11 protein-coding genes are annotated in these 13,116 nt (G+C 69.8%); 9 read left to right on the forward strand and 2 right to left on the reverse strand.

Features of this window, described 5'->3' with window-relative positions; genetic code table 11:
- A partial coding sequence (locus ACFXKA_RS00005) for an AMP-binding protein (protein ID WP_379425056.1) occupies positions 1 to 817 on the reverse strand: 817 nt, incomplete at its 3' end.
- 325 nt (positions 818 to 1,142) lie between these two features.
- Here ACFXKA_RS00005 and ACFXKA_RS00010 point away from each other — a divergent pair.
- From ACFXKA_RS00010 to ACFXKA_RS00030, 5 genes are read left to right on the forward strand one after another with little or no spacing between them, the layout of a single operon-like run.
- On the forward strand, positions 1,143 to 2,747 hold the full coding sequence (locus tag ACFXKA_RS00010; RefSeq protein ID WP_379425057.1) for an ABC transporter substrate-binding protein: 1,605 nt from the start codon (positions 1,143 to 1,145) through the stop codon (positions 2,745 to 2,747).
- A gap of 6 nt (positions 2,748 to 2,753) precedes the next feature.
- Complete coding sequence (locus ACFXKA_RS00015; RefSeq protein ID WP_379425059.1) at positions 2,754 to 3,680, forward strand: ABC transporter permease; 927 nt, start codon at positions 2,754 to 2,756, stop codon at positions 3,678 to 3,680.
- On the forward strand, positions 3,673 to 4,650 hold the full coding sequence (locus tag ACFXKA_RS00020) for an ABC transporter permease (RefSeq protein ID WP_379425061.1): 978 nt from the start codon (positions 3,673 to 3,675) through the stop codon (positions 4,648 to 4,650). The genes ACFXKA_RS00015 and ACFXKA_RS00020 overlap by 8 nt, the downstream gene beginning before the upstream one ends.
- Positions 4,651 to 4,655: 5 nt before the next feature.
- On the forward strand, positions 4,656 to 6,344 hold the full coding sequence (locus ACFXKA_RS00025) for an ABC transporter ATP-binding protein (RefSeq protein ID WP_354831559.1): 1,689 nt from the start codon (positions 4,656 to 4,658) through the stop codon (positions 6,342 to 6,344).
- A 51-nt stretch (positions 6,345 to 6,395) separates the two neighbouring features.
- A complete protein-coding gene (locus ACFXKA_RS00030; protein WP_354831556.1) occupies positions 6,396 to 7,142 on the forward strand; it encodes an oxidoreductase in 747 nt (248 codons plus the stop codon).
- A gap of 465 nt (positions 7,143 to 7,607) precedes the next feature.
- Here ACFXKA_RS00030 and ACFXKA_RS00035 read toward each other — a convergent pair whose 3' ends face one another.
- Positions 7,608 to 8,408 carry an HAD family hydrolase gene (locus ACFXKA_RS00035; protein WP_379391106.1) on the reverse strand — a complete coding sequence of 267 codons (801 nt, stop codon included), beginning with the start codon at positions 8,406 to 8,408 and terminating at the stop codon, positions 7,608 to 7,610.
- 391 nt (positions 8,409 to 8,799) lie between these two features.
- Here ACFXKA_RS00035 and ssd point away from each other — a divergent pair, with 391 nt between their 5' ends.
- From ssd to ACFXKA_RS00055, 4 genes are all read left to right on the forward strand, one after another.
- On the forward strand, positions 8,800 to 10,248 hold the full coding sequence (gene ssd / locus ACFXKA_RS00040; RefSeq protein ID WP_379425063.1) for a septum site-determining protein Ssd: 1,449 nt from the start codon (positions 8,800 to 8,802) through the stop codon (positions 10,246 to 10,248).
- The gene (locus tag ACFXKA_RS00045) at positions 10,245 to 11,441 is read left to right on the forward strand and encodes a TadA family conjugal transfer-associated ATPase (protein WP_379425065.1); all 1,197 of its coding nucleotides are present in this window, start codon (positions 10,245 to 10,247) and stop codon (positions 11,439 to 11,441) included. The genes ssd and ACFXKA_RS00045 overlap by 4 nt, the downstream gene beginning before the upstream one ends.
- A 234-nt stretch (positions 11,442 to 11,675) precedes the next feature.
- Positions 11,676 to 12,488, forward strand: a complete 813-nt coding sequence (locus ACFXKA_RS00050; protein WP_379425067.1) for a type II secretion system F family protein — start codon at positions 11,676 to 11,678, stop codon at positions 12,486 to 12,488.
- Positions 12,485 to 13,084, forward strand: a complete 600-nt coding sequence (locus ACFXKA_RS00055) for a type II secretion system F family protein (RefSeq protein ID WP_379425068.1) — start codon at positions 12,485 to 12,487, stop codon at positions 13,082 to 13,084. The genes ACFXKA_RS00050 and ACFXKA_RS00055 overlap by 4 nt, the downstream gene beginning before the upstream one ends.
- Positions 13,085 to 13,116 lie beyond the last annotated feature (32 nt).

The raw sequence follows: 13,116 nt of genomic DNA on the forward strand, positions 1-13,116 counted from the left end.
GCAGGATGCCCTTGGGCTTTCCGGTGGTGCCGGAGGTGTAGAGGATGAACAGCGGGTGCTCGGCGTCGAAGGCCTGCGCCTCGTGCTCGGGGGAGCCGAGCGCGACGGTCTCGTCCCACCACAGGTCGCGGCCGGAGGTCATCGCGGTCTCGATGCCGGTGCGGCGCACCACGAGTACGTGCTCGACGGTCGAATCACCCTCGGCGAGAGCCTCGTCCACGGCCGCCTTGAGCGGGGCCGGCTTGCCGCGCCGCCACTGGCCGTCGGTGGTGACGACCAGCTTGGCCGCGGCATCGTCGACGCGCTGGCGCAGGGCGCTGGGGGAGAAGCCGGCGAAGACCACCGAATGGGTCAGGCCCAGACGGGCGCAGGCCAGCATGGCCACGATGGCCTCGGGGACCATCGGCATGTAGATGGCGACCCGGTCACCCGCGGCCAGCCCCAGGCCGGTGAAGTAGTTGGCGGCACGCGACACCTCGGCCAGCAGCTCGGCATAGGTGATGTCGCGGGAGTCGCCGGGCTCGCCCTCCCAGTGGATGGCGACCCGGTCGCCGTGCCCGTCGAGCACGTGCCGGTCCACGCAGTTGTAGGCGACATTGAGCTTGCCGTCGGCGAACCACTTCGCGAAGGGCGCGTCGTCCCAGTCCAGCACCTGGGTGAAGGGCTGATGCCAGTGCAGGCGCCGTGCCTGCTCGGCCCAGAACCCGTCCCGGTCGGCTTGGGCTCGAGCATAAAGAGAGGCGTCGCCGTTGGCGGCGGCCGCGAACTCAGCGCTGGGCGGATAGGCATCCAGGTGGTCGGCGGTGGTTTCGGTCATCTCGTCTCTTCTTCTCTCGCATGCAGGCCGCGTGGGGGTGACGGCGGCCACGTTCGACCCTAACCGACTGTGACCTGCGTCGTGTTTCGCCGTCTCGATCGGTGGGCGGTCGTGACGAGGCTCCCATCGGCGGCATGACCGAACCGTGAACGCGAGGTCCCCGCTGCTGTGCACTGTGTCACGTAGGTCTCGCATTCGGATGCCCCATGTTGCCGGATTGCTAACAAGCCGGACATTCCCGCTTCGATCCGCTGACAACATCGACCGCGATCGTTAATGTCCGATTCACCCGAGGCCGACCGTTTCCTGGGATGGGAGAAACGCGTTGCGAATCAAGACGATCACCGCGCTCGCCGTGGCGGCACTGGCCACAAGCCTCAGCCTGACCGCATGCTCCTCCGGTGAGGACAACAATTCCGACTACATCACCGTGAACGGCGCCGAACCACAGAATCCGTTGGTGCCCACCAATACCAACGAGAACATGGGCGGCCGCGTGGTCGACCGGCTGTGGGCGGGGCTGAAGTACTACGACGCCAACGGCACTCCGCACGACGAGATGGCGCAGTCCATCGTCACGCCGGACCGCCAGCACTACACCATCACCATCAAGCCGGACTGGACGTTCACCGACGGCACCGCGGTGACCTCGAAATCCTTTGTGGACGCGTGGAATTACGGCGCCCTGGGCACCAACGCGCAGCTGCAGAACTGGGTCTTCACCCCCATCGTCGGCTACGGCGACGTCGCGGCGAATCCGCCCAAGGCGCAGACCATGTCGGGTCTGAAGGTGGTCGACGACCACACCTTCACCGTCGACCTCGAACAGCCGTCCATCGACTTCGAGCTGGAACTCGGCTTCGCGCCGTTCTACCCGCTGCCCGCCGTGGCCTACAAGGACATGAAGGCCTTCGGCGAGAACCCGATCGGCAACGGCCCCTACAAGTTCGCCGGTGCCGGTGCCTGGCAGCACAATGTGCAGATCGACGTGGTGCCCAATCCGGACTACAAGGGCGGGCGGCCCGCCAGGAACAAGGGCCTGCGCTTCAAGATGTACGCGAACATGGACACCGCGTACGCAGACCTGCTCCAGGGCAATCTGGACGGCCTGGACGTGATCCCGGATACCGCGCTGGCCACCTACGAGAAGGACCTGGGCGACCGGGCCATCCACAAGCCCATCGCCTACAGCCAGCACATCGGCATCCAGCCCAATGTCGCCCACTTCGCCGGACCCGAGGGAGTGTTGCGGCGCAAGGCGATTTCGATGGCCATCAACCGGGAACAGATCGCCGCCAACATCTTCCACAACACCCGCGTCCCCTGCCAGGACTTCACCGCCTTCACCCTGCCCGGTTTCCGCGCAGGCCTGCCGGGTTCCGAAGTGCTGAAGTTCAATCCGGACGAGGCCAAGAAGCTGTGGGCGCAGGCCGACGCCATCTCGCCGTGGTCGGGCACCTTCCAGATCGCCTACAACTCCGACGGCGGTCATCAGGCCTGGATCGAGGCCACCGCGAACAGCATCAAGAACACCCTCGGCATCGACGCGGTCGGCGCGCCCTACCCGACGTTCAAGAACATTCGCGACGAGATCGTGCACGAGAACGTGGGCAAGGCGTTCCGCTACGGCTGGCAGGGCGACTACCCGTCCATGTTCGAATACCTGACCGCGCTGTTCCTGAGCACCTCGGAAACCAATGACGTGCACTACAAGAGCCCGGAATTCGACCGGTTGCTCAACAGCGCCCTCGCCGCCGCCACACCCGAACAGGCGTATGACGGCATCGCGCAGGCGCAGACCGTGCTGTTCCGGGACATGGCCGATATCCCGATCTTCGACTACAACGTCGCGGCCGGGCGCTCGGACAAGGTGAAGCAGGCGCCCGTCTCCTGGTCGGGGCTGTTCGACTTCGAGAACATCGAGAAGTAGCCCGGCATGGTGTGGTACGTCGTGCGGCGGCTGCTCCAGATGATCCCGGTCTTCTTCGGGGCGACGCTGCTCATCTACGCGATGGTCTTCCTGATCCCCGGCGACCCCATCCAGGCGCTCGCCGGGGACCGGCAGATGACCCCGGCGGTGGAGGCGTCCCTGCGCGCCCGCTACCACCTGGATCAGCCGTTCTTCATCCAATACCTGGAGTACCTGAAAGGCATTGTCACGCTGGACTTCGGGACGTCCTTCTCGGGGCGGCCGGTGCGCGAGGAGCTCGCCCGCGCGTTCCCGATCACCTTCCGGCTCTCCGTCATGGCGGTCTGCATCGAGGCGGTCTTCGGCGTGACGTTCGGGCTGATCGCGGGTCTGCGCAAGGGCAAGCTCTTCGACTCCACCATGCTGGTGCTCAGCCTGGTGATCATCGCGGTGCCGATCTTCGTGGTGGGCTTCCTCGCGCAGTTCCTGCTCGGCGTGAAGTGGGGCATCGCGCCGGTGACCGTCGGGGCGAAGGCGAGCTTCACGGATCTGCTGGTACCGGCGTTCGTGCTCGCGTCGCTGTCGTTCGCCTACGTGTTGCGGCTGACTCGGAACGCGGTGGCGGAGAACATGACCGCAGACTTCGTGCGCACCGCCACCGCCAAGGGTCTGAGCCGCAGGCGGGTGATCGTGGTGCACATCCTGCGCAACTCGATGATCCCGGTGGTCACCTTCCTCGGCACCGATCTGGGCTTCCTGCTCGGCGGCGCGGTGGTCACCGAGGGCATCTTCAATATCCCGGGCGTCGGCGGCACGCTCTACCAGGCCATTACGCGCGGGGAACCGCCCACGGTGGTGGCCTTCGTGACGGTGCTGATCGTGATCCTGTTGCTGTCCAACCTGATCGTCGACCTGCTCTACGCCGTCCTCGACCCGAGGATCCGCTATGCCTGAACCCGAGGCCCGCGACAGCCGGCAACCCGCGGTCCGCGAAATGCGCCGTGGCCAGGAGCATTTCGTGGCGCCGCCGGACGAGGTCCAGGTCCTGGCCACCGACACCCTGGACGAGACCACCGCCCCCACCAGCGTGTGGCGGGACGCCTGGCGGCAGCTGCGGCGCAATCCCATATTCCTCGCTGCGGCGGTGCTGATCGTGCTGGTGGTGCTGGTCGCCGTGTGGCCGCAGCTGTTCACCGGCCAGGATCCGCGTTACTGCAACGGCGATTTCAGCATGCAGAAGCCGTCCGGGGCACACTGGTTCGGTTTCGACAAGCAGGGCTGCGACATCTACACCCGCACCATCTACGGCGCCCGCGCCTCGGTGGTGACCGGTGTCGGCGCGACGCTGATGTACGTGCTCATCGGCGGCACCCTGGGTGCGATCGCTGGATACTACGGCGGGCTGCTGGATTCGGTGGTATCGCGCATCTCGGAGGTGTTCTACGCGCTGCCGCTGATGCTGGCCTCCATCGTGCTCATGCAGCTGCTCGCCTCGCGCACGGTGTGGACGGTCATGCTCACGCTGGCCTCGTTCAGCTGGCCGCAGGCCGCGCGCATCGTGCGCGGCGCGGTGATCGAGTCGAAGAACAGCGAGTACGTCACGGCGGCAAAGGCCCTGGGCGTCTCGCGATTCCGGACGCTGGTGCGGCACGTGCTGCCCAACTCGGCCGGGCCGCTCATCGTGGTGAGCACCATCGCGCTGGGCGTCTTCATCGTCACCGAGGCGACGCTGTCGTATCTGGGCGTCGGGCTCACCCGGCAGACCGTGTCGTGGGGATCGGATATCGCCGTGGACCAGAAGGAGATTCGCACCTCGGCCATCCTGTTCTACCCGGCCACCGCGCTCGCGCTGACCGTGCTCAGCTTCATCATGCTCGGCGACGCCGTGCGCGACGCCTTCGACCCCAAGGCCCGCAAGAGGTGAGCGCCATGACCGAACCACTGCTCGAGGTCCGCGATCTGAACGTGGCCTTCACCGCCGACCGGCGCGAGATCCCGGCGGTGCGCGGGGTGAGCCTGACCGTGTATCCGGGGCAGACGGTCGCCATCGTCGGCGAATCCGGATCCGGCAAATCGACCACCGCGCACGCCATCATCGACCTGCTGCCCGGCACCGGCCGGATCACCTCCGGCTCGGTGCTCTTCGACGGCAAGGACCTGTCGAAGGCCACCGGCCGCGAGATCGTCGGAGTGCGCGGGCGCGGTATCGGGTTCGTGCCGCAGGACCCCATGTCCAACCTGAACCCGGTGTGGAAGGTCGGATTCCAGATCCGGGAAACCCTGGAGGCCAACGGCGTTGCCAAGGGCCGGGCCGCCCGGCAGCGGGCCGTCGAGCTGCTCGCCGAGGCCGGTATGCCCGATGCCGAACGCCGCGTCAACCAGTACCCCCACGAATTCTCCGGCGGCATGCGCCAGCGCGCACTCATCGCCATCGGCCTGTCCTGCCGGCCGAAACTGCTCATCGCCGACGAACCCACCTCGGCGCTCGACGTCACCGTGCAGCGCCAGATCCTCGACCACCTCGACGGCCTGACCACCGAACTCGGCACCGCGGTCCTGCTCATCACCCACGACCTGGGCCTGGCCGCCGAACGGGCCGAACACCTGGTCGTCATGTACCGCGGCCGCGTGGTGGAATCCGGTCCGGCCCTGCAGATCCTGCGCGAACCCCAGCACCTGTACACCAAGAAGCTGGTGAACTCCGCGCCCTCGCTGGCCTCGCAGCGGCTGTCTTCGGTGCGCAAGCGGGCCGAGGTGCGGGAGCAAGCCGTGCAGGTCGCCGGGCAGCTGGCCGAAACCGACGCCGAATTCGCCAGTGCCCCCGACGATCTGCTCGTCGCGGACCACCTCACGCGGGTGTTCCGCATTCGCGGCAACGCGCCGTGGCGATCCTCCGAACTCGTTGCGGTGGACGATGTCTCGTTCACCCTGCGGCGCGGCACCACCACCGCGATCGTCGGCGAATCCGGTTCGGGCAAATCCACGGTGGCACAGATGGTGCTGGGCCTGTTGCCGCCCACCGCCGGTCGCGTCACCTTCGACGGTCGCGAGGTGGCGACCCTGGATGCCAAGGCGGCCTTCGCTTTCCGCCGCCGCGTGCAACCCGTGTTCCAGGACCCGTACGGGTCCCTCGACCCGATGTACTCCATCTACCGGACCATCGAGGAGCCGCTGCGCACCCATCGCCTCGGCACGCCGGCCGAGCGCGAGGCCACCGTGCGCGATCTGCTCGACAAGGTTTCGCTCCCGGCCTCGGTCATGCGCCGCTACCCCAACGAGCTCTCCGGCGGCCAGCGCCAGCGCGTGGCCATCGCCCGGGCCCTGGCGCTCTCCCCGGAGCTGGTGGTCTGCGACGAGGCCGTCTCGGCCCTCGACGTGCTGGTGCAGGCCCAGATCCTGCAGCTGCTCAACGAGCTACAGGCCGATCTCGGCCTCACCTACCTGTTCATCACCCACGACCTGGCCGTGGTCCGCCAGATCGCGGACGACGTGCTGGTCATGCAGCAGGGCAGGGTGGTCGAGGCCGCATCCACCACCGAGGTGTTCGAGAATCCGCAGTCCGAATACACCCGCCGCCTCCTCGACGCCATCCCCGGGCGCGACCTGCTCGCGGGATGACCGACCGGGTGTCGGCGGGCGATCCGGTACCCGGCAGTAGCCTCGTACCTCGTGACCGACCCGCTGCAGCCCCTCGTCGACCTGCCCGGCGTGCGCGATGCCGCCGACAAGGCCCGTGACGCCCTCGCCGAGGTGCATCGCCACCGGGCGAACCGCCGCGGCTGGCCCACCACCGCCGCCGAGGCCGCCGTCCGCGCGGCCCGCTCCTCCGCCGCCATCGACGGCGGCACCATCGACCTCCCCGCCGACGGCCGCGTCGACGACCCGATCCTGGCCGGCTCGCTGCGCGTCGGCCAGGCCCTCGACGCCGAGGCCCTCACCAACCTGGTCGGCGTCTGGCAGCGCGCCCCGCTCCAGGCTCTCGCCCGCCTGCACCTGCTCGCCGCCGCCGACATGGTCGACGACGAAGAGCAGCTGGGCCGCCCCCGCAATGTTCCCGGCGTCGCCGAACGCCTGGACCTACTGGTCCAGACCATTACCGGTACGAAGGCCCCCGCCCCGGTGATCGCGGCCGTCGTTCACGGCGAACTGCTCTCCCTGCGGCCCTTCGGCACCGCCGACGGCATCGTCGCCCGGGCCGCCTCCCGCTTGGTCGCCGTGTCCAGTGGCCTGGACCCGCACAGCCTCGGCGTCCCCGAAGTGTTCTGGCTCCGCCGCCGCCAGGCCTACCTCGACGCCGCGGCCGCCTTCGGCATGGGAACCGCGGAAGGCGTCGGCGGCTGGGTGATCTTCACCTGTGGCGCCCTGGAAGACGGCGCCCGCGAGGCCCGCTCGATTGCGGACGCCGCCTCGGGGTAAGCCCCCTGATCGCGAAACTGCCTGTACGCCAAGGGTTTCCGGGGTCCATACACGTCAAAGCGGGCGGCGTTGTCGCGAATTGCGACCTCACCGCCCGCTAGCACGGACTACCCGGTTACCAAGCGTGCTTTTCTGGTTGTGTTTTCTTCGGCCTCGGCGAGCTCTCCAGGATCCAGCGGTTCATCCCCGCATTGATTGCGGGGCCCTTGCCGTCAATATCCTGGATAACGCAGGCCCACAACTACTGTTGCCCTTGTCGCGGCGTGCTCCGCGTGGGTGCCTGGTGTCCGTGCTGGGAAGGGTGGGATGGGAGGTCGAATCTTCTCTTCCGATCCGATCTTGGCCTTCCGTCCTTCCGTGCCTCCATTGTTACCCCGTGACCGCCATCACATCAAGACCTGCGGAAACTTTCAAAAACTCGGCGTGTCCCGCCATTTTTCATCCGGGCGATTCTGGCGGTCGGCGTCAGCGGCGGCGCCGCAGCAGCCGGTAGGTGAGCGCTCCGGCCGCCAGCGCGCTGAGCCCGACCGCGGCGGTCGCGGCCACCGTGGTGGTGGTCGGAGCCGGGATCCGCGCCCACAGCGACACCGGATTGGAGAAGGCGAGAATCGGCCAGCCACGGGTGGTGGCCTCGCGCCGCAGGCCCCGATCCGGATTCACCGCCGTGGGGTGGCCCACCACCTCGAGCATGGGCAGATCGGTGACCGAGTCGGAGTAGGCGTAACAGCGCGACAGGTCGTAATCGTATTGTGCCGCAAGCTTTTCGATGGCCTCGACCTTGCCCGGGCCGTAGCAGTAGAACTCGACTTCGCCCGCGTACCTGCCGTTTTCGATGACCATGCGGGTGGCGGCGAAGTGGTCCGCCCCGAGCGCCGCGGCGATCGGGGCCACCATCTCCTCGCCGGAGGCCGAGACGATCACCACGTCGTGGCCTCGAATCCGGTGGTCCGCAATGAGATCCGCGGCTTCGGCGTAGATCAGCGGGTCCACGATGTCGTGCAGGGTCTCGGCGACGATCGAGCGCACCTGGTCCACGTCCCAGCCCGCGCACATCTTGGTCAGATGCTCGCGCATGCGCTCCATCTGATCGTGATCGGCGCCGGACAGCAGGAACAGGAAGTGGGCGTAGCTGCTCTCCAGCACGGCCCGCCGGCTGAGCAGTCCCTGGTCCAGGAACGGCTTGCTGAACACGAAGGCGCTCGACCTGGCGATCACCGTCTTGTCGAGATCGAAGAAGGCGGCGACTCGTCCGCGTTCGGCTGTCACGTCGTCCAGGATATGGTTCTGCGCCGCGCCATTTCATTCGCCTCCGCCACAAGCGTGGCGAGGGTCACCGCGAGACCCGGTTCATCCGGGTTAGCCAGGGGGAAGCCGAGCCGTCGGGGCGGGAAAAAGACTCGCCGGGCGGACTTGCAATCCGGTCGGGGCTTGGGTGTAGTATCGCAGATACCTGGACATGGTCCAGGCGCGTTCAGCCCGACCCCCCGGGGCTGAACCCGACGGCCCCAGCCTCCTCCCCCCCCGGCTGGGGCCGTCCTCTATTTACGGACAGTTCCGGATCCGCTCCCGCTCCCAGAGTTCTGCACAGGCCGCGTGTTATCCACACTCGCCGTGGAGGCGCTTTCGCCGCTGCTCCGATCGGGCGACGCTGACCTGCATGAACTCCGATGCCGCCACCCCACCGGCCTTGTCGCTGGTCGCCGATCCCCGCCTGCGTGACGAGATTCGCCGCATCGCCGCCGCGGCCGACCGCCCGCTCGACGAGCGCGTGCCGCCGCCGGGCCGCCACGCCTGGACCAATGCGTCCGTGATCATCGTCGATACCGCTGCCGCACATAGCTGTGCGTCCGCCGCCCACCCCCGCCGCCCGGGGATTCTCCTGGTGACCGACGGCGAGCCGGGTTTGCTCGATTGGCAGGCCGCCACCGCGGCCGGTGCCGAACAGGTGCTGCCCCTGCCCGCCGCCGCCGACGCCCTGATCGCCGCCTTCGCCGCCCATGACCGCCGGCGCCCCGGGGACGGCGCGGTCCTCGCGGTGGCCGGCGCGGGCGCGGGATCCGGCGCCTCCGTGCTGGCCGCCGCCGTAGCCCTCACGGCCGCAGGCCGTTTCCGCGACCGCACCCTGCTGGTCGACTGCGCTCCCTACGGTGGCGGCCTCGACCTCCTCCTCGGCCTGGAGCGGGCGCCTGGGCTGCGCTGGCCCGACCTCACCATCGAACACGGCCGCGTTTCCGCCCCCGCTCTGCACGAGGCGCTGCCCGCATCCGCGGGGTTGGCCGTGCTCTCTTGCGGAAGAGGTGCTCCCGCAACCGAACTCGGCGCGCTCTCGCCGAGCGCGGACCCGATTGTCTCTGGGCGCAGCTCCGTCGGCGGTGCCGCCTCCCACGCGCAGCCCGTACCGATGCTTCATCCCGGCCCGCCTGGTTCGGACGGAAGGTCCTCGCTCGCAACGGACCTCGACAGGTCTTCGTCTTGCGTGATCGACCGCGGCGTCGCTGTCTTCGGTCCGCATGCGCTCTCCGGTGTGACCGGTGACCATGCGGCCGAGTTGAGCCGTGCCGACGGATCGGTGGCGGCGGCACTCGCGCCTGCCGCGGTGCGAGCCGTCCTCGAGGGCGGCCGGGCGGCCGGTGATCTCGTGGTCGCGGACCTGTCCAGCGACCACGGACCGCACACCGATCAGGTTCTCGATGTGGCCGATCTGGTGGTGCTGGTGACCCAGGCACGCCTGCGCTCGATCGCCGCGGCCGAATCCGCCGCGGCCTACCTGACCGCGCGAAATCCGAATGTGCGCTTGATCGTCCGGGGCCCCGCGCCCGGTGGCCTCGCCCCGTCCGAAATTGCCGAGGCGCTCGCTCTGCCGCTGCTCACCGCGGTCCCGTCGCAGCCGGGCCTGACCGAGCGCCTGGAACGCGGGGGCCTGACCGTCCGGCGGCGCGGTCCGCTTCGTACCGCCGCCGAAACCGCTTTGACCGCACTGTTTTCCGAGAGTCCCCGCTACGGCCGGCCTCCCAGCGGCCCGGGTCCCTCGTGGTGGCGCATCGCCCGCGCGCACGGTTCGACCTGCGGTTCTCCGCTGCCGGCACCTGCGGGAGCCCGGAAATGAGTGAGCTGGTGACGACCGAACTGCTGGAGCGGGTGCGGGAGCGGCTGGCGGAAGGGGCGGCGGATCCGGATCCGGCGCGGGTGGCGGCGGCCATTCGGGCCGAGGCGGGCGGGGTGCTCGCGGACACGGATCTGTTGCGGGCCTTGCGATTGCTGCAGACCGAGATGACCGGCGCGGGCGTGCTGGAGCCGCTGCTGCACGACCCCGAGGTGGCCGATGTGCTGGTCACCGGCCCGGATTCGGTGTGGGTCGATCGGGGTCGGGGCCTGCGGCGTACCGCGGTGCGGTTTCCGGACGAGGCGGCGGTGCGGCGGCTGGCGCAGCGATTGGCCCTGGCGGCCGGGCGGCGGCTGGATGATGCGCAGCCGTGGGTGGACGGCCGGCTGGCGGGAACCGAAGCGGCATCGGGGGATTCCTTCGGGGTGCGGTTGCACGCGGTGCTGTCGCCGATCGCGCATGGCGGCACCTGCCTGTCACTGCGCGTGCTGCGCCCCGCGACCCAGGGTCTGGACGCGCTGGCCGCGGCCGGTGCGGTGCCACCGGACGCGAAGCTCCTGCTGGAGCACATCATTCGTGCCCGGCTCGCCTTCCTGGTGGTCGGTGGCACCGGCGCGGGGAAGACCACACTGCTGTCGGGCCTGCTGGCCAAGGTGGCCCCCGCCGAGCGGATCGTCTGCGTCGAGGACGCGGCCGAGCTCGCGCCACCGCATCCGCATGTGGTCCGCCTGGTCGCCCGCCCCGCCAACGTCGAGGGCGCGGGCCAGATCACCGTGCGCGATCTGGTGCGCCAGGCGCTCCGTATGCGCCCGGATCGCATTGTGGTGGGTGAGGTTCGGGGCGCCGAGGTCGTCGATCTGCTGACCGCGCTCAATACCGGCCACGACGGTGGGGCGGGGACCGTGCACGCCAACTCGCCCGGCGAGGTCCCGGCCCGGCTGGAGGCGCTCGCGGCCCTGGGCGGTATGCCCGCGCCCGCCCTGCACAGCCAGCTGGCCGCCGCGATCCAGGTGATCCTGCACGTCCACCGCCGGCCCGACGGCCGTCGCGCGCTCCGCGAAATCGGCGTGGTCACCCCGGTCGACGGCCGGGTGCGGATCGCACCCGCATGGACCGCGGACACCCGTCCGACCCCGGGCGCTGTGCTCCTCAGGAAACTCCTCGACGAAAGGACTCCAGATGTTCCCCGCGAGTGAAGACTGCCCGGGCTCGTGCGGTTGTCCTCGGCCCCGGTCGAATTCGCCGTTCCGCGGTTCGACTCCGCCCTCCAACGCCGACTCGGATAGGTCGTGCTGCACTACGTTCGGGATACGTGGCTCGCGGTTCGCGGGATTGCGGTTGGCGTGGCGCGATGGCGGTTGCCGGCCGAGTATCGCCGATTCGATTGGCGCCGAGGATGATCCGGGCTCGAAGCAGTCCGGGAGCGACTGATGGGATCCGGCTTCGGCCCGCACGCGCTCGCATCGGTCTGCCTCGCGCTGGCGCTGCTCGTGGTGCCTCCGCCGATCGCTCGGCGGCGCATGTCTCGGCTGTTCAAGCTTCGCGAGTGCGGGCGAAAGGCCGGGCGCGGCTGGATGATTCGCATTGCGCCGTTGTCGGCGGTGCCCGTGATGCTCCTCATCGGCCCCGGGCCGGTGGTGGCCGCGGCACTGCTGGCGACCACCGTCCTGATTCGATGCCGCCGCACGAGGCGAGAACGGCAGCGGGGCATCGAGATCGCGCAGTTGCTCGAGGGGCTGGAGGCGGTGATCGGGGAGCTGCGGATCGGCGCACATCCGAGCGCCGCGGCCCAGGTGGCGGCCCGTGAGACCGCGGGCGACGTGGCACGGGCCTTCGCGGTCAGCGCGGCGCGGAGCCGGTTGGGCGGGTCCGGCGCGGAGGGCCTGCGGCGTCCCGGCTCGGTGGTGGCGCGGGAACTGTGCCGAGTGGCCGGGGCCTGGCGGGTGGCCGAGCGGCACGGGCTCGCCCTGGCCGAGCTGCTGGCCGCCGCACGTTCGGATCTGCTGGGCCGCAAGCGCTTCCGCGACCGCACGTCCGCGGCGCTGGCCGGGGCCCGGGCGACCGCGGTGGTGCTGGCCCTGCTGCCCCTGCTCGGCCTCGGCCTGGGCGAGCTGATGGGTGCGTCCCCGTTGCGTGTGCTGTTGCTGTCCTCGGCGGGCACGTTGCTGCTGCCCCTGGGGTCCGCCCTGAGCTGCGCCGGTCTGCTGTGGGCCGATGCCATCACCGGCAAGGTGCTGCGATGACTCCGTCCGTGGCCGCGGTGCTGGCGGCTATCGCGGTGCTCATGATGCCGGGCCGGACCGGTGCGGTCCGCCGGCTGCGCCGACTGCGGGACCCGGTGCACGGTAATCCATTGCCGCAACCGGAGTTCCGGGCCGAGCCGGATCCGCTCGGGGTCGCCTCCGCCCTCGATCTGCTGGCGGCGTGCCTGCGCGCCGGGCTGCCCACCGCCGCCGCTGCCGCGGCCGTCGCGTCCGAGGCTCCCGATCCACTGGCCTCGGTGCTGCGCCGGGTTGCCGACCTGCTGGCGCTGGGCGCGGATCCGGCCGCCGCGTGGGAGCAGGCCACGGCCGGCTCCGCCGAGGAGACGGTGACGGCGCTGGCGCGGCTGGCCCGCCGCTCGGCGCGCTCGGGAACCGGATTGGCCACGGCCGTGGCCGAATTGGCGGAGCGCCGCCGGGGCGAGCTCGAGGATGTGGCCGCGGCCCGGGCCGAGCGGGCCGGGGTGCTGATGGGCGGCCCGCTCGGTCTTTGCTTCCTGCCCGCCTTCCTGTGCCTGGGAATCGTCCCGGTGGTGATCGGCCTGGCGGGCCGGGTGCTGGAAGGCGGTCTGCTGTGACCGCCGGCGGCCGCGAGGTTCACGACTGTGCC

This window comes from Nocardia sp. NPDC059228 (assembly GCF_042754245.1).
Classification (GTDB): Bacteria; Actinomycetota; Actinomycetes; order Mycobacteriales; family Mycobacteriaceae; genus Nocardia.

What these genes read in the sequence shown, in the direction of transcription:
- ssd (WP_379425063.1), top strand. Translation starts at nt 8,800, where the DNA reads ATGAACTCCGATGCCGCCACCCCACCGGCCTTGTCGCTGGTCGCCGAT.
- ACFXKA_RS00015 (WP_379425059.1), top strand. Translation starts at nt 2,754, where the DNA reads ATGGTGTGGTACGTCGTGCGGCGGCTGCTCCAGATGATCCCGGTCTTC.
- ACFXKA_RS00020 (WP_379425061.1), top strand. Translation starts at nt 3,673, where the DNA reads ATGCCTGAACCCGAGGCCCGCGACAGCCGGCAACCCGCGGTCCGCGAA.
- ACFXKA_RS00045 (WP_379425065.1), top strand. Translation starts at nt 10,245, where the DNA reads ATGAGTGAGCTGGTGACGACCGAACTGCTGGAGCGGGTGCGGGAGCGG.
- ACFXKA_RS00055 (WP_379425068.1), top strand. Translation starts at nt 12,485, where the DNA reads ATGACTCCGTCCGTGGCCGCGGTGCTGGCGGCTATCGCGGTGCTCATG.
- ACFXKA_RS00050 (WP_379425067.1), top strand. Translation starts at nt 11,676, where the DNA reads ATGGGATCCGGCTTCGGCCCGCACGCGCTCGCATCGGTCTGCCTCGCG.
- ACFXKA_RS00025 (WP_354831559.1), top strand. Translation starts at nt 4,656, where the DNA reads ATGACCGAACCACTGCTCGAGGTCCGCGATCTGAACGTGGCCTTCACC.